The following is a 21,043-nucleotide window of genomic DNA, read 5'->3' on the forward strand; positions in this document are numbered from 1 at the left end:
GAGAAACTAAAAAAGGGTCACTTTTGAATCATCCGCCTGAAATCAAATCCTAAATCCATTATACCGAATATCATGACAAGATAAAGCAGCGGGCTGAACATGATGGATAAAATGACGGCGATAGCCAGTAAGCCTTTTGGCCATTTTTTCTCGTGGCTGACAAAGCTTATAAAAGCGTACCCCTGCAGCAAAATGAGAATTTGGAATATCAGCATCAGATTCAGGACCGCTTTCGCAAAGAAGCTGCCCGTGTCCCCGCGCATCAGCAGGTTGGCTGCCATTGCCAGAATGAAATACCATAAGATATTCCCCGGCAGCCGCATTTCACGGAAAGGTGGAAAGGACGGAACCGGGACACCGAAACGTTTTGCGATTGGAAAATCCACGGAAATCAGCACCAAAACGGCAATAAAGGCAGACAGCAATAACAGGCTCGGCAAATAGACAGAATACATCTGGCTTGCGGCATCGGCCATTTGCGCAAACCGGTCCTCATAGGCCTGTGGTTCCCCAAGGCTGTTGACAAGAGATTTCGACTGTTCGATTGACTGCTGCATGATGTTTAAGTTTTCCGCGATGATATTCAGATGGAATAACTTCAGGGCGGCAAACAGCCCGATGATCGTGACTGCTAAAAAGGCCAGGCTGGTAGCTATGTATATAAATAACTTTGATTTTTTTAGCTGAATAGCGTATCCCATAACAAATCCAATACAACCAAAAAAAACGGCCATCGGGATTGCCATGACTGTTCCCATAATGGCAGACACAAGCAAACAAACCAGACAAAAGACAAGAATCGAACGCAAAGGATATTTGGCACAAAACAGGATAAAAGGCAGCGGAAGAAAAACCAGAACAATTATCCGGATCACCGGGACATGCAATGCAACAAGCAGCATGACGCCGAAAACCGCTGCAAGCATTGCCCCTTCTGTCAGCATTCTTGTTTTTTTCACACGCATGCTCCCTTCAAAAAAACCATCATTTCCCCTCATTTTACCATAACCCATCCATGAAGCAAAAAGATAATGAAATGAAAAAAGACAACCTGAAAACAGGGTGTCTTTTTTCATTCATATATTGAAGGAAAAATCCGGGTGATTTTTCCGCTGCTTATTTGTCTTCTGCAACATAAGGGAGCAACGCCATTTGACGTGCGCGTTTGATTGCAGTTGTCAGTTTACGTTGGTATTTTGCGCTTGTGCCCGTTACACGGCGAGGAAGAATTTTTCCTCTTTCAGAAATGAACTTTTTCAGCAAGTCCACATCTTTATAGTCGATATGGGTAATATGGTTCGCTGTAAAGTAGCATACTTTCCGGCGTTTCCGTCCGCCTCTGCGTCCACCTGCCATTTTTTCACCCTCCTTTATCTCATCACTTTACGGGTCTTCCCGCATTAGAACGGAAGATCGTCATCAGAGATGTCAATTGGTTGTCCATCATTTGAGAACGGATCTTCATCCGGCTTTGAATAACTTTGATTGCGCTGATTCTGGTTTTGATCCTGGTTGTACCCCGGGAAAGCATTCCCTTGGTTGTTCCCGTAATTCTGGCTGCTGTTGCGTTCCTGATTCGCGCTTCTCGGTTCAAGAAACTGGACGCTTTCTGCCACGACCTCCGTGACATACACGCGCCGGCCATCCTGGGCTTCGTAGTTGCGTGTCTGAATCCGGCCGTCTACGCCTGCCAGACTTCCTTTTTTCAAGTAGTTGGCCACATTTTCAGCCTGTTTTCTCCAAACAACACAATTGATGAAATCCGCTTCCCTTTCCCCCTGCTGGTTGGTAAACGTACGGTTTACAGCCAGGGTAAAAGTAGCAACCGCTACTCCGCTCGGCGTATAGCGCAAATCGGGATCTTTTGTCAGCCTGCCTACGAGAACAACACGGTTCAACATCAGAATCAACCCCTCTCATCATTCAAAGTCCGTTTCACGTGAAACGTTTTATCGTTAAAAATTATTCTTCTTCTCTTACAACAATGTGGCGGATAATATCACCGTTAATCTTCGCCAGACGGTCAAATTCCTGGACTGCAACCGGTTCAGCATTCACGTTGATGATATGGTAGTAACCATCACGGAAGTCCTGAATCTCGTATGCAAGACGGCGTTTTCCCCACTCTTTCGATTCGATGATTTCCGCGCCCTGGTTGGTGAGGACATTGTCGAAACGCTCAACAAGCGCTTTTTTTGCCTCATCCTCGATATTCGGGCGGATAATGTACATAATTTCGTACTTTCTCATCTGTTTGTCACCTCCTTATGGACTATGCGGCCCTTTTATGTAAAAGGGCAAGGAGCAATGGTTCATGCGTTCATTACTCACAAGTCGTAAGTATACCATATCCCGCAGGCAAAATCAAATGTCTTAAAGACTTCATCCCGCATTTGGCTATCGCTGACATTCCCATTTTATCAAACATACGTTCCTTTTGCAAGGGCTTTTTATTAAAAACGGACTGAAATTTTTATCAAAAACAACAGGGGGAGGCATCCGTTTCACTATGCTTCTATTTTCCGGATCACATTCGCCATTTCGATCGCGCTTACTGCTGCATCCCAGCCTTTGTTGCCTGCTTTCGTCCCGGCCCGCTCAATCGCCTGTTCGATCGTGTCGGTCGTGAGAATCCCGAAAATGACAGGCGTTTCTGTATGGAGGCTTGCATGGGCGACCCCTTTTGCCGCTTCCGCACTTACATATTCAAAATGCGGAGTCGCGCCGCGGATCACTGCGCCAAGTGCCAGCACGGCATCATATTTGTCCGTTTCTGCCATCTTTTTTGCCGCCAGCGGGATTTCAAACGCGCCCGGCACCCAAGCAAGATCAATGGCTTCTTCTCTGACGCCATGCCTTAATAATGCATCCTTTGCCCCGCTTACAAGCCTTGTTGTAATAAATTCATTAAAGCGGGCGGCAACCACGCCGATTTTTAAGCCGGTTCCAACCAGATTGCCTTCAAATACTTGTCCCATTTTGATCTCCTCCTATATATGCAGCAAATGCCCCATTTTTTCTGCTTTCGTCCGCAAATATCCTTCATTTTCACGGACAGGCGCGATTTCAACCGGCACTCTTTCCGCAATTCGGATACCGTAACGCGCCAATGCTTCCACTTTATCAGGATTGTTTGTTAAAAGCCGGACTTGCGTTGCCCCGGTATCTTTTAAGATTTGCGCAGCGATGCAGTAGTCGCGCATATCTGCCGGAAATCCAAGCCGGCGGTTGGCCTCCACTGTATCCAATCCTTTTTCCTGCAGCCGGTAAGCTTTCAATTTATTCAGAAGCCCGATCCCCCGGCCTTCCTGACGCATATAAACGAGGACACCGCGCCCTTCTTTTTCAATCCGCGCAAGGCTCCGGGCAAGCTGCGGGCCGCAGTCGCAACGGAGGGAACCGAAACAATCACCGGTCAGGCATTCGGAATGGATCCTTGCCAGCACCGGCTCTTCACTGCTTACTTCCCCTTTTATAAGGGCAACATGTTCTTCCCCCGACAACAGATCTTTGTAACCGGCAGCCCGGAACGTGCCGTAACGCGTCGGCAGCGTGATTTCCGCTTCTTTTTGAATCAGTTTCTCATGTTTTTTTCTGTACTCGATTAACGATTGGATCGTCACTAGTTTTATGCCGGAATTTTTGGCGATTTCCTCCAGCTGGGGAAGGCGGGCCATCGTGCCGTCTTCATTCATGATTTCGCATATTACGCCTGCCGGATTTGCGCCTGCCAGTTTTGCCAGGTCAACGGCTGCTTCCGTATGGCCGGACCGTTCCAGGACGCCGCCTGCTTTGGCCACTAACGGGAAAATATGCCCCGGCCGGTGAAAATCTTCCGCTTTCACCCCGTCTGCTGCCAGGTGCCGGACCGTTTTGGCACGTTCAAATGCGCTGATGCCGGTGCGAGTGGCGGCATGGTCAATGCTCACGGTGAAGGCCGTTTCATGGCTGTCGGTATTTTGCCGTGCCATCGGATAAAGATCGAGCTGCTGTGCTTTTTCCGCCGTAATCGGTGCACAGATCAGCCCGCGCCCTGCTTTGGCCATCAAATTGATCATTTCCGGTGTCGCTTTTTCCGCAAGGCCGATAAAATCACCTTCGTTTTCCCTGTTTTCATCATCGACGGCAATCACGACTTTTCCGTGCTTTAAGTCTTCTACTGCTTCTTCAATGGTATGAAACAAGTTTTTCACCCCTTTGTTTAAATAAAATCATGTTCTTTCAGAAGCGTCATCATGCCGGTCTCTTTTTCCGCCCATTCTCCGTTCCTGAACAGCCCGGCCATGTACTTGGCCAAAATATCGCATTCAATATTCACGGCATCGCCAATCTTTTTTTCCGGCAATATCGTATGCTGCTGCGTATGCGGCACCAATGAAACGGTTAATTGCCCGCCCGCTGCCCCGAACACGGTCAGGGAAGTGCCGTCGAGTGCAACCGAGCCTTTTGGGATCAGAAAGGCAGACAGGGAGGAGGGAACAGAAATCGTCATGTACACGGCATTTTCCATCCTTTGCTTCAAGCAGACCGTGCCGGTGCCATCGACATGCCCTGTGACAAAATGCCCGCCGAACCGCCCGCCTGCAGCCATTGCCCGTTCAAGGTTGACTTTGCTGCCGATGTTCAGCCCGGCCAATGCCGTGCTGAAAAATGTTTCAGGCATGACATCAGCCGTAAATGCATGCTGCGTATAGGAAGTGACGGTTAAGCAAACGCCGTTCACTGCAATGCTGTCGCCGGGCCGCACATCTTGAAGAACCGTCCTGGCCTGTACGGCAAGCTTAAGGGAGCGGGGGCCTCTTTCCACGCGTTTCAATATGCCGGTTTCTTCAATAATTCCTGTAAACATGCTCCGGCACCCCCTTTTGGACGGCAGCCGTAATTTTTAAATCCGGCCCGATCTGTTCCACTTTTTCAAACCGGAGCGGCAAAGCATCGGCCACCTTGCCAAACCCGTGTCCGCCGAAAGGGGACGGCGCGTTTTGCCCGCCGACCACTTTCGGGGCAATGTAAAAAATATACTGCTGCACTGCGCCTTCTTTTAAAAATGAGCTGTTTACCGTCGCGCCGCCTTCGACGAGCAAAGTCATCACGCCTTTTTTTCCGAGCGCCGCTAACACGTCACGGATCAAGAGGCGGGCATGCGGCATGCGGGCCACTTCGGCATTAAGCTGCTTCAGACATTGTTCTTTTTCTTTTGGTGCATCGCTTCCGCAAAAAATAATGGTTGGCGCATCGCCGTTTAGCACTTTCGCTTCCGGCGGGATGCGCAAATGGGTGTCTAATACAATGCGAATAGGATTTCTCCCTGAATGGGGCAAACGTGCGGTGAGAAGGGGGTTATCTTGGAGAACGGTTTGTATGCCGACAAGTATTGCATCATGCCTGCTTCTTAACCAGCGGGCATCACGCCTTGCTTCTTCACTTGTGATCCATTTGCTGTCACGGGTTTCAGCTGCAATTTTTCCGTCTGCCGTCATGGCGGTTTTGACAGTGACAAACGGTGTTTTCGTTTGAATAAAGTGGAAAAAAGGGCGGTACAACCTTTCCGCTTGTTCCTTCAATACCCCGGTTTCCACTTCTACGCCGGCTTGCCTGAGCTTTTCTATTCCTTTGCCTGCGACAAGCGGATTGGGGTCCAATGCAGCGATATATACTTTTTTGATGCCTTTTTCAATTAAAAAATCTGCGCACGGCGGCGTCTTTCCGTAATGGGTACACGGCTCCAGCGTCACAAAAACTTCAGCGCCCTTTGCAAGCGGCCCGGCCTGTTCCACTGCAAGCCTTTCCGCATGTTTTTCTCCTGCCTTTAAGTGGGCCGCCATCCCGACGATCGTGCCGTTTTTCACGGCGATACTTCCAACCGGGGGATTCGGGGAAGTCTGCCCGGCCACACTTTCGGCCAATTGGAGTGCAAGCTGCATATAATCTTCTTTTTGCAATCCTTTCATGCCTCCTGTATTCAATTTCCGCCAACATACACCCGTGAAAACAAAAAACCCGCACGAAGATGTGCGGGGCAAAACGGCATAATGAAATACGCGTTCCAATAAACGCCTGATCCTTCTCCCATCCAGACTGTTACTGTCGGCTTTGGAATTTCACCAAATCCACCGCATTCCGGAGAATACGGGTCACGGGCTTTGAGTTTCCTCATCACCGCCGGTCGGGAATTGCACCCTGCCCCGAAGGAAAATATTCGACTGATATTTATTTTAACGGATGATTTGAATTTTTTCAATACAATTCGAATATTCGTCCAAAAGTCCTGTTATACATTAAACCTGAAATGCATGACATCGCCGTCCTGGACAACGTAGTCTTTTCCTTCCAGGCGCACTTTTCCGGCTTCTCTTGCAGCTGCCACGCTGCCATATTCGATTAAATCTTCATACGACACCGTTTCAGCCCGGATAAACCCTTTTTCAAAGTCGGAATGGATAATGCCTGCGCATTGCGGGGCTTTCATACCTTTTTTGAATGTCCACGCGCGGACTTCCGGTTCCCCAGCCGTAAAATAAGTCGCAAGGCCAAGCAGGCTGTAAGCAGCTTTAATCAGCTGGTCAAGACCGGATTCCCGGATGCCGAGTTCGGTTAAAAACATTTTTTTCTCATCGTCATCCAGCTCGGCAATTTCTTCTTCAATGCGGGCACATATGACAATCACTTCCGCGCCTTCTTGTTTGGCATATTCGCGCACCTTCCCGACATACGGGTTTGCGGACGGGCCCTGAATGTCGTCTTCACCGACATTGGCCACATACAAAACCGGCTTGCTCGTTAAAAGCTGGAACCCTTTGACGATTTTTTGCTGGTCTTCGGTCAGTTCCACCGCCCGCGCCGGTTTTTCCGCTTCAAAAGCTGCCTTTAATTTGGCCAGCACTTCGTATTCGGCAACGGCTTCTTTATCCTTCTGTTTTGCTATTTTCTCCACACGCCCGATACGCTTGTCCACCGTTTCAAGATCGGCCAGGATCAATTCAAGATTAATTGTTTCGATATCATCAATCGGATCGACTTTCCCGGAAACATGTGTAATGTTCTCGTCCTCAAAACAGCGCACTACATGGCAGATTGCGTCCACCTGGCGGATATGGGAAAGAAACTTGTTCCCGAGCCCTTCCCCTTTGCTCGCGCCCTTGACGATCCCGGCAATATCCGTAAATTCAAAAGTGGTCGGCACCGTTTTTTTCGGATGGTACAGTTCTGTTAATTTTTCCAGCCGTTCGTCCGGCACTTCCACCATGCCGACATTCGGGTCAATCGTACAAAACGGATAGTTCGCAGATTCGGCCCCAGCTTTTGTGATCGCATTAAATAAAGTCGATTTTCCGACATTCGGCAAACCGACAATTCCGGCTGTTAACGCCATTTTATGTCCACTCCTTCAAACATTCTCGTATCTTTCAAGTTTTTCCCGGCCGTATCAAAAACCCCCAGGGTGCCGCTGGATGCGCCCGGTTAACATTTTTCGTTTGCCGGCCTTACTTAACCGCACCCCGGCTCCCAAAAAAAGACACCCATAAAAGGGCTATGCTTCTTCGTGCTTGACGAGGATTTTTTTCAGTTTGCGGGCAAATTCCCTGCGCGGCAGCAGCACGCTGTGTCCGCATCCTTCACATTTAATGCGGATATCCGCCCCCATCCGGATGATTTTCCAGCGGTTTGTGCCGCACGGATGCTGCTTTTTCATTTCCACAATATCATACAACCCGAAATTTTTATCTTCCATGTTCATCCCCCTTTAGAAATTGGCCGGCTAATGTCTCTTCTTTCTCAGTACGGGAATAAGTCACCATTTTAGGATAAGGTGCATGGATGCGATTTTCGTCCAATGCTTTTTTAATTTCTTTTTTCAACACTCTCGCAATATACCAGTGTGCCATCGGGAGGGTCTCCGCCACCACCCTGAGCGTAACATCCGTGGTGCCGAGCTGCTGGACGCCCAACAGTTCAGGCTCTGACACAACTTCTTCGTGCTCTCCCGCAAATGACACCAGTATTTCCTGAATGGCCGCTTCCGCTTTGTCGATATCCTCTTCGTACGGAATACGGACATCCACAACGGCGACGCTGTTATAAATGGACAAATTGGTGACTTCGGAAATATTGCCGTTCGGAATGATGTATAATTCGCCGGTCCAGTTTTTGATTTTTGTTGTCCTGAGCCCGATTTCTTCCACAACGCCTTCGAATTTCCCGATCTGCACCGTATCGCCGACCGAAAACTGGTCTTCAAAGATAATAAAGAATCCGGAAATCACGTCTTTTACAAGGCTTTGTGCCCCGAACCCGACAGCCAGCCCGACAATTCCGGCACCGGCCAGAAGCCCCTGGACATTGATGCCGAGAATGGACAAAATCGTGACAATGACAACAAACCAGACGAGATAGGTCAATGTGTTCACCATCAGCCGCAACAATGTGGCCTCGCGCCGCTCTGAAAACCGGAGAGGGGCTTTGGCGCGGACTGCAAAAATTTTGCCGATCGCCTTTTTGCCGAATTTAATGACCAGTGATGCGACAAGCAGCACCACAATCATCTTCAGCACTGTCTCCCCGATTCCGATCCATGTATTTTCATTTAACCACTTGGATGTGAGGTGTTTGAGATATGTCTCAAAATGGCCCATATTCCACCAACCTTCATTTCTTTTAACGTTATTGTAACAAAAAAACCGCGCTTGCTCGACAACCGGCTCCGCTTTTCAAAAATTACCTTTTTGATTGGCGGCTGAATCACGTGTAAAACTGCCGTTTGCGGGTATCAAAAAAGAGATATGTTAATGTATAGATTTTTTTGATTTTCCGTATACTGGTACTATTACAAAGAGGGAGTGGCTGATATGAATCTGAGAAAAGGACAATTGGAATTCGGCGGCAATCGTATCAAGGTATTTCATGATGATGTTCTGGCAAAAGAAATCATATCCAACCATATTTTATCAGCACTTCCGAAAAGCATAAACCGGGAATTGGTGGTGGTCTGCATCGGCACCGACCGTTCCACCGGGGACTCGCTCGGGCCTTTAACGGGCACTTTTCTGGAAGAAACAGGCCTGGCCTGCTTCAACGTATACGGAACGCTGGATAAGCCGGTCCATGCTTTAAACCTGGAAGAAAATATTGAAAGGATTTATCAAAAGCACCACGACCCCTTCATCATTGCCGTCGATGCCTGCCTTGGAAAAATGAAGAGCGTCGGCATGATCCAAATCGGCGACGGCCCGGTGAAACCGGGGGCGGGTGTAAAGAAAGATTTGCCTCCTGTTGGCGACATCCACATTACAGGCATTGTGAACATCAGCGGTTTTATGGAGTTTACCGTCCTTCAGAATACCCGTTTAAATCTTGTTCTGAAAATGGCAAAACTGATCGCTGCAGGCATCAGCCGCGCCCATCTGCATCTTCAATACCAAAACGCCATGATTTCCATGAACAGCGGACAGACGAAGGAAAAGCTGATTTAAGTTATCCGGAAACAGCAGCATTTTTGAAACCGTTTATCCGAAATCCCCCGGTGGACACAAACTTCTAAACAAAAATATCATGACAACGAAACCAAATGAATAAGCCGGCAACCTGTATGGCCCCCGGGATCCAGTGAAAGGATCCGCAACTTCAGTAAGTTTCTGCCGGTTCACATTCATACTTCAACCGATAAACAGGTGTTGCTTCATTCCTGTAAAATTCATCCGAAAACCGTATGGTAAGCATGCAACAGGCCGACCAGCACGGCAACCACCAGGATGCCCGGCAATAAATTCGCCACCCTGATTTTGGCGAGCCCCGCAATATTCAAACCGATGGCAAAAATCATAATCCCGCCGGTTGCCGTCATCTCGGTAATAAACGAGTGCAGCACCGGTGCGGGGACAAGCCGGTTGATTTGCGTGGCAAATAACGCAATAGCGCCTTCATACAGGATCACCGGAACAACCGAAAAAACTACCCCGAAACCGAGGGTTGAAGACAAGATCAGTGCTGTGAACCCGTCTAGAACAGATTTCGTGTACAGCACCGTATGGTTGCCCCTGATTCCGCTATCCAATGCTCCGAGAATGGCCATCGCGCCAATCACAAAAACGAGCGTTGCCGTGACAAAGGCTTCGGCCGTACTGCCCTGGCTGCTGTTTCCAAACTTTTTTTCCAGCCAGGCACCAAGCCCGTTCAAATGAGCTTCAAGCTGCAGCATTTCGCCGATGACTGCGCCAATCACAAGGCTCAATATTACAATAATATACTGTGCACTTTTCAGCCCCATTCCGAGCCCCAGCACCATCACCGCAAGCCCGATCGCTTGCATTACGGTGCCTTTCATTTGCTCCGGAATATGGTTTAACAGCCTTCCGATAAACGAACCGGCTACAATGCTCAGCCCGTTTACAATTGTCCCCAGCAATACCATCTTTTTCACCCGTTTTTGTCTTTATCTTTGTAATTCTTACGTTTCCTGTTCAAAACCGGCATCCAGCAATTGCAATATCCGTTCTAAATCTTCATTGGACATAAATTCAATTTCAATTTTCCCTTTTTTCTTTGTCCGCTTAATATGAACGGTTGTCCCAAACTTTTCGCGCAGAACCGTTTCGTGTTCCTGGATAAAAATATCTTTTTCCTGTTTGTCTTTCTTCGTTTCACGTGAAACATTCCGGTTCAGCTGCTGGACAAGCTTTTCCAGCTGGCGGACACTTAATCCTTCGGCAATAGCCTTTTCAGCGATTTCTTCCATTTTTTCTTTCTTTTCCAGGCCAAGCAGCGTACGGCCGTGCCCCATCGAAAGTTTGCCTTTAGACATGGCTTCCTGGATGCTGACCGGCAAAGACAAAATACGGAGGTGATTGGCAATATAGGGCCGGCTTTTTCCGAGCCGTTTTGCCAGCTCCTCCTGTGTAACATTTAATTTTTCAAGCAAAAACTGGTACGCATTGGCTTCTTCAATCGGCGTTAAATCTTCCCGCTGCAGGTTCTCGAGCACAGCAAATTCCATCATCTGCCGGTCGTTCAAATCGCGGACAACAACCGGCACCGTTGTAAGTTTTGCTTCTTTTGCAGCTCTGTATCTCCGTTCCCCGACAATGATTTCGTATCCTTTAATGCTCTTGCGCACGATAAGCGGCTGCAGGATGCCATGCTGGAGAATGGATTCTTTTAATTCATTAAGCGCTTCGGGTTCAAAATTTTTCCGCGGCTGATAAGGATTCGGGCGCAATTCTTTAATATTGACTTCCTGCACGGCATCTTCTTTGTCGACGTCCATATTCGCAAACAACGCGTTAATGCCTTTTCCAAGTCCTTTAGCCATTTGCCGCCACTTCCTTTGCTAAGTCTAAATACACTTCCGCACCGCGCGATTTGGGGTCGTAAAGAATAATCGGCTGCCCGTGGCTCGGCGCTTCGCTTAACCGGATATTGCGGGGGATAATGGTACGGTATACTTTGTCCCTGAAATATTTTTTCACTTCTTCAATGACCTGGAGCCCCAAGTTGGTACGGGCATCGAGCATCGTCAGCAGCACGCCGTCAATCATTAGATTGTGGTTCAAATGCTTCTGGACAAGCCTGACCGTGCTGAGCAGCTGGCTTAACCCTTCCAACGCGTAATATTCGCACTGGACGGGGATAATGACGGCATCCGACGCGGTCAGTGCATTTAACGTCAATAGCCCGAGAGAGGGGGGGCAGTCAATGATAATATAATCATAATCGTCTTTGATGGCGCTGATCGCCCGCTTTAACCTGACTTCCCTTGAAATGGTCGGAACCAGTTCAATCTCCGCTCCCGCCAGTTGAATCGTTGCCGGCACGGAATAAAGCCCGTCCACGGCCGTTGCCCTGATCACATCTTTTATATTCGCATCTTCCACTAACACATCATAAATACACTGCTGAACTTCGCCTTTATCAATTCCGGCTCCGCTTGTTGCATTTCCCTGGGGGTCGGTATCGACAAGCAAAACCTTCTTCCCGATATATGCTAAGCAGGCACCCAAGTTGACAGAAGTGGTTGTTTTTCCTACGCCTCCTTTTTGATTGGCGATAGAAATCACTTTTCCCACGGTTGCCACCTACCTTTTTTGTCACGCTAGTCACGGCCCGTCTGCATTTGCAGAAACGGCAAACACGTAACTTTATTGTATCAAAGTTTGCAAGATTCGTTTACTGTAAACCGAAAAAAGGTTGTTTCAAGTTTTTTCGGCAATTGAAAACCAGGAGGCGCGGCTTCTAATGCCAAAGCCTTGCACCCATGCAGAAAAGAACGCAGCACCGCCGGGATATCAGGAAAAAGGGCTTTGTTGTAAAGCCAAGGCAGGCAGCACAAACCCGGCAGATGTTTAAAGCCGGTGGATAGGGAGTGGCCTGCACCTGAAAAAAAAAGAAACCTGTCATCCAAGTTTCTTTTATTGGGATTTCGCCTTTTTCGGGATCCGAATCGTAATTTGATAGTAGTCCTCGAAATCTTCTTCTTTTGAATCGAGATTGATCCCGGAATCGGTCACCATGGAAACAGACTGGCGGATCGTATTGACGGCAATGCGCATATCTTTGCTGAACGCCTGTCTGCGCGGCTTTGCTTTTTTTTCCGGCTTATTCATCATACGGGTGACATAATCTTCCGTTTGTTTCACATTTAAATTTTTTGCGAGTATTTCATTGAGGACGCGAACCTGCTTTTCCGCCTCTTTTAAAGGAATCAATGCCCGTGCATGGCGTTCCGTGATCTGTTTTTTCAAAAGGGCTTCCTGCACTTCCGGGGGTAATTTCAAAAGGCGCAGTTTATTTGCAACCGTTGATTGTCCTTTGCCAAGGCGCTGTGCCAGTGCTTCCTGGGTCAAATGGTGAAGCTCCAAAAGCTTTCCGTAAGCCATCGCTTCTTCAATCGGCGTCAGTTCTTCGCGCTGCAGGTTCTCAATTAAAGCAATCGAGGCTGTTTCCGTATCGCTCATATTCTTTATGATGGCAGGCACGGTTTCCCAGCCCAGTTTCCGGACAGCCCGGAATCTTCTTTCCCCCGCAATGATTTCATACTGGCCTGCTTCGTATTCGCGGACGACGATTGGCTGGATGATGCCATGGGTGTGGATCGTTCTTGCAAGTTCATCTATTTTCTCTTCATTAAAAATGGTCCGTGGCTGAAACCGGTTCGGGATAATGCAGGAGACGGAGATATTTTTAATCTCTTCATTTTCATTCTCTGCTTCCAGTTCTTCTTCCCCGATTTCTTCCTCCACTCCGAAAAAACGAGAGAAAGGATGCTTCATTCACTGTACACCACCTTATAAATTCTCCCTAACTACTTATTCTCTATTATAAGACAAGTTCCTGCCAAACTCCCGGCGATTTTTCGAACAATCTCCCTCATTTTAGCGCATCATCCCGATTTCCGGCACGGTAAAACGCCCGCCTTATTCAAGCGGGAGTTTTACCGGGGTTCCCGGTTTGCGCGGATATTTTTTCGGCGTTTCCTTTACCTTTTTGACGACAATCAGGTTTCTTTCACTTTCTTCAACCGGCAAGGTAAAGTTGTATACATTTTCCGTTTGTCCGCCGAGGAGACGGATCGCTTTTTCCGCTTTTTCGAGCTCTTCTTTGGCATGCTGGGCTTTCATCGCGATAAATCTGCCGCCGGGTTTCACAAGCGGCAGGCACAGTTCGGAGAGGACGGACATTCTGGCGACCGCCCTTGCCGTGACCACATCGTATTGTTCGCGGTGTTCCGGTTTTTTGGCAAAGGTTTCAGCCCTGTCGTGAAATAGAAAAACTTGTTTTAAACCGAGCGCTTCTGTTAAATGCCCGAGAAATGTAATCCTTTTTTGCAATGAATCGACAATCGAAAGCCGGATTTCCGGAAAACAGATTTTTAACGGGATGCCCGGAAAGCCGGCGCCGGCGCCGACATCACAAACGTGCAGTGGGCCGTTAAAATCGGTAAAAAAGGCGGCTGTCAGCGAATCATAAAAATGTTTGAGATACACTTCCCCTTTTTCCGTAATCGCCGTTAAGTTCATCTTGTTGTTCCAGTCAACAAGCCATTCATAATACGTTTCAAACTGCTGCTTTTGTTCCCCGCTTAAGGTGATGCCTTTTTCAGCCAATAATGGAATGAATTGTCCGCTGTCCATTTTTCCATCCTTTCGGTTGATATGTAAAAAAAGGGAGAAGCCGGAAAAACCCGGGCTTCATGCCTTATCCAGGGATTTTTGCAATTTTCCCCTGTTCAATGTAGACAAGCAAAATTGAAATATCAGCCGGATTTACGCCGGAAATGCGCGATGCCTGGGCAATCGAGATCGGGCGCACTTTGTTTAATTTTTGGCGCGCTTCCGTTGCCAGCCCGTGGATCGCATCATAATCAATATCAGACGGGATTTTTTTGTCTTCCAGCTTTTTCATCCGTTCCACTTGCTGCAATGATTTTGCGATATAGCCTTCATATTTGATCTGGATTTCCACCTGTTCTTCCACTTCAGGCGGAAGTTCCGTTTTAGGCGGCACAAGCGCTTTGATATGTTCATACCGCATTTCCGGCCGTTTCAGGAGATCAGCGGCGTGGATGCCGTCTTTCAGTTCGCTTCCTCCCGCTTCCCGGATCAGTGTCTGCGTTTTTTCATCCGGTTTCAGAATGACGGATTTCAAACGCTTGATTTCCGCTTCAATCGCCTGTTTTTTCGCCGTAAATTTCCGGTAACGTTCTTCGGAAATCAAGCCGATTTTATAGCCAATTTCAGTCAGCCTGAGATCTGCATTGTCATGGCGCAGCAGCAGGCGGTATTCGGCACGGGAGGTCAAAAGGCGGTACGGTTCGCGCGTTCCTTTTGTGACCAGGTCATCAATTAAAACACCGATATAAGCATCGGAACGGCCGAGGACAAGTTCTTCTTTCCCCAGTGCTCTCTGCGCTGCATTGATACCGGCAATAATCCCCTGCCCGGCTGCTTCTTCGTAACCGGACGTCCCGTTGATTTGGCCGGCTGTATAAAGGTTCTTCACTTTTTTCGTTTCGAGTGTCGGCCACAGCTGGGTCGGCGTGATCGCATCATATTCAATCGCATAACCGGGGCGCATCATTTTTGCATGCTCCAGCCCTTCAATTGAGGCCAAAATTTCCCTTTGCACTTCTTCCGGCATGCTTGTTGAGAGCCCTTGTACATATACTTCTTCAGTGTGGCGGCCTTCCGGTTCCAGGAAGAGCTGGTGGCGGGGCTTGTCATGGAAGCGGACGACTTTGTCTTCAATCGACGGGCAATAACGCGGCCCGGTGCCTTTGATCATGCCGGAAAACATCGGCGCGCGGCCGAGATTGGCGTCAATAATGGCATGGGTGCGTTCATTGGTGTAAGTCAGCCAGCAAGGGAGCTGGTCCGTGATCACCTTCGCCGTTTCATAACTGAATGCCCGCGGTTCCAGATCGCCCGGCTGGATTTCCGTTTTGCTGTAGTCAATCGTTTTGCCGTTTACGCGCGGCGGCGTCCCGGTTTTAAACCGGACGAGGTCAAAGCCGAGCTCTTCCAATTTTTCAGCGAGGGCAATGGAAGGCTGCTGGTTATTCGGGCCGCTTGAATATTTCAGTTCCCCGATAATAATTTCGCCGCGCAGGAACGTGCCGGTCGTCAGCACAACCGTTTTGGCTGTATATTTTGCGCCGGTTTTTGTAACAACGCCTTTGCAGATGCCGTCATCAAGCACGAGTTCCTCGACCATTCCTTGCAAAAGCGTCAAATTTTCCTGGTTTTCAATGGTTTTTTTCATTTCACGTTGGTATTCGACTTTATCCGCTTGGGCCCTGAGCGCCTGAACGGCCGGCCCTTTTCCGGTATTGAGCATCCGCATTTGAATATAGGTTTTATCGATATTCCTGCCCATTTCACCGCCGAGTGCATCGATTTCGCGGACGACGATCCCTTTTGCCGGACCGCCGATCGACGGGTTGCACGGCATGTAGGCAATCATATCGAGGTTAATCGTGATCATTAACGTTTTGGCACCGATTCTTGCGGCGGCCAGGCCTGCTTCACAACCGGCATGCCCGGCGCCGACTACAATGACATCATAGTCTCCTGCATCGTATTGCCGCATGCTTATCACTCCTTCATTTTATAAAATCAAACGCCCTCCGCTTTTCTTTGTCTAGCTGCGGGCGTTATCGGCTAGCGGATTTTCCGGCCTCTTCCCTACGATAAGCGGGCATCGGCTCGTTCCTCGCCGTGTTTCCTTTATCCCGCATTAACGGGCAGTAAGACCCCCGCCACAGGTATGATAAAAATATGACACAATAGGCTAAGCGGGGGTCAACTGCCCGTAAATGTCCGATTGGTTCAACTTGCAATCATCAGGGCCGTGGCCCTGATGATTGCAGTTTCACTCAATCTCAGTCAGAGGCCTAATAAAATCCGTACGCCGATAAGCAAACGCCCTCCGCTTTTCTTATTGTCCAGCTCCGGCTCCTAGCGGCTAGCGGATTTTTACGTCTTCTCCTTTCGATAAGTCAACATCGATTCACCTGTCGGCTCATCGTGTTTCCTTTATCTCGGTCGAAGACTACAAAATCCGTACGCCGCTGTACAGTCGCCTCCGCTTTTCTTATTTCCCGAGGCAGAATTGGGAGAAGAGTTGGTTCAGTAAGCTTTCCTGGACGGTGTCGCCGATGATTTCGCCGAGCAGGTCCCATGTCCGGGTCAGGTCGATTTGGATGATATCAATCGGGGTGTTGGATTGAATGCCGTTTTGCACATCTTGAATGGCTTCTAGTGCCTGGTTCAAAAGCGCAATATGGCGGCTGTTTGAAACATATGTCAGGTCGCCTGTTTCCATCTGCCCTTCAAAATACATCGCAGCAATCGCATCTTCCAATTTCTCCATGCCTTCCTCCGTTACAAGCGACGTGGTAAGGATTTTCGCGCCTTGCGCAAGTTGGCGGACGCTTTCCATCTCCACTTGATGCGGCAGGTCCCACTTATTTAAGATGACAATCACATCCATGCCTTCCACCGCTTCAAACAAAGCCTTATCTTCCGGGCTGAGCGGCTCGGATGAGTTGATAACAAGCAAAATCAAATCCGCTTCCTTGAGCGCTTTCCGCGAACGTTCCACACCAATTCGCTCCACGATATCCTCCGTTTCGCGGATGCCTGCGGTGTCAATCAGGCGCAGCGGCACACCGCGGACATTGACGTATTCTTCGATCACATCGCGTGTCGTGCCGGGAATATCGGTGACGATTGCCTTATTTTCCTGGACAAGGCTGTTTAACAATGATGATTTTCCGACATTCGGGCGGCCGATAATGGCCGTTGACAACCCTTCCCGCAAAATTTTTCCCTGGTGCGCTGTCCGCAACAGTTTTTCGATTTCATTTTTGATGTACTGTGCTTTCTCTTCCAGCATGCGGTGCGTCATTTCTTCGACATCGTCGTATTCCGGATAATCAATATTGACTTCAATATGCGCGACGACTTCCAATATTTCCTGGCGCAGCTTTTTGACCAGTTTCGACAACCTGCCTTCCATCTGGCCGATCGCCACGTTCATCGCTTTGTCCGTTTTAGCGCGGATTAAATCCATGACTGCTTCCGCCTGCGACAGATCAATGCGTCCGTTCAAAAACGCCCGTTTTGTAAACTCGCCCGGCTCGGCAAGGCGCGCACCATTGTTTAAAACGAGCTGCAATACCCTGTTTACAACGACAAGCCCGCCATGGCAGTTGATTTCCACGACATCTTCGCGCGTGAACGTTTTCGGCGCTTTCATCACGCTTACCATCGCTTCCTCAACGGTTTCTCCAGTGTCCGGGTCGACAATTTTCCCATAATGGATCGTGTGCGAAGGGACATCCGCCAGTTTTTTCCCGCCGACACCTGCAAATAATCGATTCGCAATCGAAATCGCATTTTCGCCGCTCAGCCGGACAATCGAAATCGCTCCCTCTCCCATCGGCGTCGAGATCGCCGCAATTGTATCCATTTCCATTTTTTCACCCCGCTTCCTTTTTTGGTCATTTATATAAAAGATTGGCACTCTGTTTTCTTTTTTCACCTAACGTAATAGAATACCAAATTTTTTCGCGAATACAAGTGATATGTTCTTTTCCACAATCCACAAAAAGCCGATAACTCCATTTTAACTTATCCACATGTGAATAACAACGGCAGAAAAAGCTGATTATCCCAGGTTGTGGATATCTGGCTTTTTTTCATGCGGCAAAAAAAAAGCTGCACGCCCGGTGGGTACAGCTAAAAAAAAACGCCTCCCCCGGTTTCCCGGATGGAGGGCGTTTAATGCTTTGCCAAATCAATGACAACATACCGTTTTGGTTCATTTCCTTCTGAATAGGTGATGACCTGTTTATGATGAGCGAGCATACTGTGGATGATTTTTCTTTCATAAGATGGCATCGGCTCCAGCTTTACCGGCCGTCCGGTGCGCAAAACCTGGGCAGCAAGCCTTTCCGCAAGCCGGTTTAGCGCCTCTTCCCGCCTTTCCCGGTAATTGCCGATATTAAGCATCACTCTTTCATAATGCGGATAATACCGGTTTGCGGCCAGCTGCGTAAGAAACTGCAACGCATTTAAAGTTTGTCCCCTTTTTCCGATCAGCACCGGCAGGTTTTCGCCCGTCACGTTAATATGCAATGTCCGGTCATGTTCTTCGAATTGGAGGCCGGGGGAAACCCCCATTTTTTCGATAATATTGCGCAAATAGGAGAGCACTTGTTCAACCGGCGTCTCTTTCAGCCGGACACGGACGACAGCCGGTTTCGCGCCGAACAGGCCGAATATGCCCTTTTTGCCTTCATCAAGGATCTCAATCTCCACATTTTCTTTTTCCGCTTCAAGCTCCTGAAGGGCCTGGTTGACAGCATCCTCTACATTTTGCCCTGTTGCGGTCGTTTCTTTCATTTTTTCGTCCCCCTGGCTTTTGCGTTTTGGACAGGCATGCTTGCAGCAGGACTTTTAATGAAATACGACTGGACAATCATAAAGATGTTCCCGACAATCCAGTACAGCGGCAGCGCGGACGGGAGCCCCACGCCGATCACAATAATCATGATGGGCATAAACCAAAGCATCATGTTCATTTGCATTTTCATTTGCGGATTTGCATCATAATTCCCCCCGGACATCATCACTTTTTGCTGGAGAAAGGTGGTGATGCCGGCAATCACAGCAAGCACATAATCCGCGGACCCGAGGTCAAACCAAAGAAAAGAGGACTCGCGGATGGCCGGCGTCCGGTTGATGGCATGATAAAATCCGATTAATATCGGCATTTGGATTAAAATCGGCAGGCATCCTGCAGCAGGATTAATATGGTACTCCTGATACAGTTTCATCATTTCCTGCTGGAGTTTTTGCCGTGTTACCGCATCTTTTGACGCATATTTTTCCTGCAGTTTTTTTATTTCAGGCTGGAGTGCCTGCATGGCTTTCGCACTTTTTAGCTGGGTAATATTCAGCGGCAAAATGGCTAGGCGGATGATAATCGTAATCAAAATAATGGACAGCCCGTAGCTGCCCCCCAGAAACCGGGCTGCCTTTATAATCAGCCAGGATAAGGGATATACAATATACTGGTTCCAGATTCCTTTGCTTTCCGGTGTGATATCCTGGTTAAATTCCGTACAGCCAGCCATCACGGCGGCAAGGGCAAGTACCATTCCAGCCAGCGCAAACTTTTTTCCCAATCGTTTGTCCTCCCCTGTATGAGATTTCAGCAAAAAACGCTTACTTTTTCAGATGTTCCAAAGCAGCCGGATGCTGCCGCACGCCCTGGTAAATTTCTTCTTTTATTCTAACTTTTTTTAAGGGCATTGGCTATTTTCAGAACGTGGATTAAGCTCTTTTTGACTTCATGGTAATTCATCTCGGCCGCCGGTTTTCTGGCGATAATAATATAATCATATCCGGGCGGGATGTCTTCTTTCAACTCTAAAAACACTTGCCGGATATATCTTTTGATTTCATTTCTTTTGACGGCATTCCCCAGCTTCTTGCTGACGGAAAGCCCGATTCTGAAATGTTTCCGGTTTTTCTTTTTCAGCACGTATACAACAAACTGGCGGTTTGCGAACGACTTCCCGTGCTTGAAAACCTCCTGAAATTCTGTATTTTTTTTTACCCGATAAGATTTTCTCATATATACTCCTTCTGTCCTGCCAACAGTGATGCAGCCAAAAGCGGCGGCCGGAACCGCCTTTTTAGTTAAAAAAAACCACTGAGACTTTTCAGTGGTTATGCGGATAATACTTTTCTTCCTTTGCGGCGCCGTCTTGCCAATACTTTGCGGCCGTTTTTTGTGCTCATGCGCGCACGGAAGCCGTGGACTTTGCTTCTTTTTCTTTTATTTGGCTGATAAGTTCTTTTCATGTATGACACCTCCTCGAGGGAATTCGTTCGAATGATAAACGACAGTCTATATTATTATAATGACGAACTTTCCTGCTTGTCAAGGCTCTCCAAAACTCCGCGTACCTGGCATTCGTCTTCCCGCTTAAAATAACGGGCCGTTTTTCCAGCTCCGCTTCCGTGCTCTTCTGGTCCAAAACGGCGTCCTGTTTCCGCGAAAAACGGGGCGGGATGATCCCTCCCGGTTATCATCCGCTATTTTTCCGCACAGCCGGAATGTGGATAATTTTTCGGCGGATTTTCAAGTATCCACAACAATTATTGACAAGTTTCACACAAATTCAGAGCATGTGGATAATGATTTTTCACACCTTTTGCGAATTGTGGATAATTTACAAAGATCATTGCAACACCTAAGATTATCTGTTATGATTATTGTGTTTTAACCCTGAATAACCGGTTGTGTATAACTAATTCATCCACAGTTTGTGGATAACTTGTGGACAGTTTATCCAAACCATTGGAATAAAGTTGTCCACAATTGGTGGATGATGTCGAAATTCCAGATTTATTCCTTATTATATATTTTTCCACTATACAAACATATGCATGTTTATAAATGGCCGCAACCTTCGCCGAAACAATGTTACACAGACAGAGAGAATGGTTATTTTTCGTTTGATAAAAAGGAGGGATTGGCG

The 21,043-nt window shown here is 48.1% G+C and carries 23 protein-coding genes and 1 riboswitch; of the genes, 1 reads left to right on the forward strand and 22 read right to left on the reverse strand.

The genetic code is table 11. The features are described 5' to 3' along the window. Positions 1–17 precede the first annotated feature (17 nt). The 11 genes from NST20_RS16120 to NST20_RS16170 form a co-directional block, all read right to left on the reverse strand. Positions 18–959 carry a YybS family protein gene (locus tag NST20_RS16120; protein WP_142236791.1) on the reverse strand — a complete coding sequence of 314 codons (942 nt, stop codon included), beginning with the start codon at positions 957–959 and terminating at the stop codon, positions 18–20. A 157-nt stretch (positions 960–1,116) separates the two neighbouring features. Continuing rightward, positions 1,117–1,356, reverse strand: coding sequence for a 30S ribosomal protein S18 (rpsR, locus tag NST20_RS16125; RefSeq protein WP_013860883.1), 240 nt, complete (start codon positions 1,354–1,356; stop codon positions 1,117–1,119). A 44-nt stretch (positions 1,357–1,400) separates the two neighbouring features. Continuing rightward, on the reverse strand, positions 1,401–1,901 hold the full coding sequence (gene ssb, locus NST20_RS16130) for a single-stranded DNA-binding protein (RefSeq protein ID WP_013860884.1): 501 nt from the start codon (positions 1,899–1,901) through the stop codon (positions 1,401–1,403). Positions 1,902–1,962: 61 nt separating this feature from the next. Beyond that, complete coding sequence (gene rpsF, locus NST20_RS16135) at positions 1,963–2,250, reverse strand: 30S ribosomal protein S6 (protein WP_013860885.1); 288 nt, start codon at positions 2,248–2,250, stop codon at positions 1,963–1,965. A gap of 257 nt (positions 2,251–2,507) precedes the next feature. Next, positions 2,508–2,978: a 6,7-dimethyl-8-ribityllumazine synthase gene (gene ribE, locus NST20_RS16140; RefSeq protein WP_013860886.1), complete on the reverse strand. Its 471-nt coding sequence runs from the start codon at positions 2,976–2,978 to the stop codon at positions 2,508–2,510. Between the two features lie 12 nt (positions 2,979–2,990). Continuing rightward, positions 2,991–4,184, reverse strand: coding sequence for a bifunctional 3,4-dihydroxy-2-butanone-4-phosphate synthase/GTP cyclohydrolase II (locus NST20_RS16145; RefSeq protein ID WP_017554602.1), 1,194 nt, complete (start codon positions 4,182–4,184; stop codon positions 2,991–2,993). A gap of 17 nt (positions 4,185–4,201) precedes the next feature. Then, positions 4,202–4,849, reverse strand: a complete 648-nt coding sequence (locus tag NST20_RS16150; protein ID WP_013860888.1) for a riboflavin synthase — start codon at positions 4,847–4,849, stop codon at positions 4,202–4,204. Next, positions 4,830–5,951, reverse strand: coding sequence for a bifunctional diaminohydroxyphosphoribosylaminopyrimidine deaminase/5-amino-6-(5-phosphoribosylamino)uracil reductase RibD (gene ribD / locus NST20_RS16155; RefSeq protein ID WP_342399825.1), 1,122 nt, complete (start codon positions 5,949–5,951; stop codon positions 4,830–4,832). The genes NST20_RS16150 and ribD overlap by 20 nt, the downstream gene beginning before the upstream one ends. A 106-nt stretch (positions 5,952–6,057) precedes the next feature. Beyond that, positions 6,058–6,197: riboswitch (FMN riboswitch) on the reverse strand. 74 nt (positions 6,198–6,271) lie between these two features. Next, on the reverse strand, positions 6,272–7,372 hold the full coding sequence (ychF, locus tag NST20_RS16160; RefSeq protein WP_342399826.1) for a redox-regulated ATPase YchF: 1,101 nt from the start codon (positions 7,370–7,372) through the stop codon (positions 6,272–6,274). 159 nt (positions 7,373–7,531) lie between these two features. Further along, a complete protein-coding gene (locus tag NST20_RS16165; RefSeq protein ID WP_013860891.1) occupies positions 7,532–7,732 on the reverse strand; it encodes a DUF951 domain-containing protein in 201 nt (66 codons plus the stop codon). Then, entirely contained in the window at positions 7,722–8,633 is a 912-nt protein-coding gene (locus NST20_RS16170; protein ID WP_342399827.1) for a mechanosensitive ion channel family protein, read from the reverse strand. Before NST20_RS16170 ends, NST20_RS16165 begins: the two co-directional genes overlap by 11 nt. Positions 8,634–8,846: 213 nt before the next feature. Between NST20_RS16170 and yyaC the strand changes: the two genes are divergently transcribed. Then, positions 8,847–9,470 carry a spore protease YyaC gene (gene yyaC / locus NST20_RS16175; protein WP_133537531.1) on the forward strand — a complete coding sequence of 208 codons (624 nt, stop codon included), beginning with the start codon at positions 8,847–8,849 and terminating at the stop codon, positions 9,468–9,470. 221 nt (positions 9,471–9,691) lie between these two features. Here yyaC and NST20_RS16180 read toward each other — a convergent pair whose 3' ends face one another. The 11 genes from NST20_RS16180 to rpmH all read right to left on the reverse strand — a co-directional run bounded on the left by NST20_RS16180 (position 9,692) and on the right by rpmH (position 20,363). Then, complete coding sequence (locus tag NST20_RS16180; RefSeq protein ID WP_342399828.1) at positions 9,692–10,408, reverse strand: DUF554 domain-containing protein; 717 nt, start codon at positions 10,406–10,408, stop codon at positions 9,692–9,694. 36 nt (positions 10,409–10,444) lie between these two features. Continuing rightward, complete coding sequence (locus NST20_RS16185) at positions 10,445–11,305, reverse strand: ParB/RepB/Spo0J family partition protein (RefSeq protein WP_207369200.1); 861 nt, start codon at positions 11,303–11,305, stop codon at positions 10,445–10,447. Next, complete coding sequence (locus tag NST20_RS16190; protein WP_014096611.1) at positions 11,298–12,059, reverse strand: AAA family ATPase; 762 nt, start codon at positions 12,057–12,059, stop codon at positions 11,298–11,300. Before NST20_RS16190 ends, NST20_RS16185 begins: the two co-directional genes overlap by 8 nt. Before the next feature lie 342 nt (positions 12,060–12,401). Then, on the reverse strand, positions 12,402–13,262 hold the full coding sequence (noc, locus tag NST20_RS16195; protein WP_013860897.1) for a nucleoid occlusion protein: 861 nt from the start codon (positions 13,260–13,262) through the stop codon (positions 12,402–12,404). A gap of 144 nt (positions 13,263–13,406) precedes the next feature. Then, a complete protein-coding gene (gene rsmG, locus NST20_RS16200) occupies positions 13,407–14,123 on the reverse strand; it encodes a 16S rRNA (guanine(527)-N(7))-methyltransferase RsmG (RefSeq protein WP_017552562.1) in 717 nt (238 codons plus the stop codon). A 64-nt stretch (positions 14,124–14,187) separates the two neighbouring features. Beyond that, on the reverse strand, positions 14,188–16,077 hold the full coding sequence (gene mnmG / locus NST20_RS16205; RefSeq protein WP_342399829.1) for a tRNA uridine-5-carboxymethylaminomethyl(34) synthesis enzyme MnmG: 1,890 nt from the start codon (positions 16,075–16,077) through the stop codon (positions 14,188–14,190). A gap of 504 nt (positions 16,078–16,581) precedes the next feature. Next, complete coding sequence (gene mnmE / locus NST20_RS16210) at positions 16,582–17,967, reverse strand: tRNA uridine-5-carboxymethylaminomethyl(34) synthesis GTPase MnmE (protein WP_342399830.1); 1,386 nt, start codon at positions 17,965–17,967, stop codon at positions 16,582–16,584. A gap of 305 nt (positions 17,968–18,272) precedes the next feature. Then, positions 18,273–18,896 carry an RNA-binding cell elongation regulator Jag/EloR gene (jag, locus tag NST20_RS16215; protein WP_342399831.1) on the reverse strand — a complete coding sequence of 208 codons (624 nt, stop codon included), beginning with the start codon at positions 18,894–18,896 and terminating at the stop codon, positions 18,273–18,275. Beyond that, a complete protein-coding gene (yidC, locus tag NST20_RS16220) occupies positions 18,893–19,681 on the reverse strand; it encodes a membrane protein insertase YidC (protein ID WP_013860902.1) in 789 nt (262 codons plus the stop codon). The genes jag and yidC overlap by 4 nt, the downstream gene beginning before the upstream one ends. A gap of 107 nt (positions 19,682–19,788) precedes the next feature. After that, positions 19,789–20,133, reverse strand: coding sequence for a ribonuclease P protein component (gene rnpA, locus NST20_RS16225; RefSeq protein ID WP_013860903.1), 345 nt, complete (start codon positions 20,131–20,133; stop codon positions 19,789–19,791). 95 nt (positions 20,134–20,228) lie between these two features. Continuing rightward, positions 20,229–20,363 carry a 50S ribosomal protein L34 gene (gene rpmH, locus NST20_RS16230; protein ID WP_003397591.1) on the reverse strand — a complete coding sequence of 45 codons (135 nt, stop codon included), beginning with the start codon at positions 20,361–20,363 and terminating at the stop codon, positions 20,229–20,231. Between the last annotated feature and the right edge of the window lie 680 nt (positions 20,364–21,043).

The sequence above is a fragment of the Weizmannia sp. FSL W8-0676 genome, from assembly GCF_038593015.1.
In the GTDB taxonomy this organism is placed as follows: domain Bacteria; phylum Bacillota; class Bacilli; order Bacillales; family Bacillaceae_C; genus Weizmannia; species Weizmannia coagulans.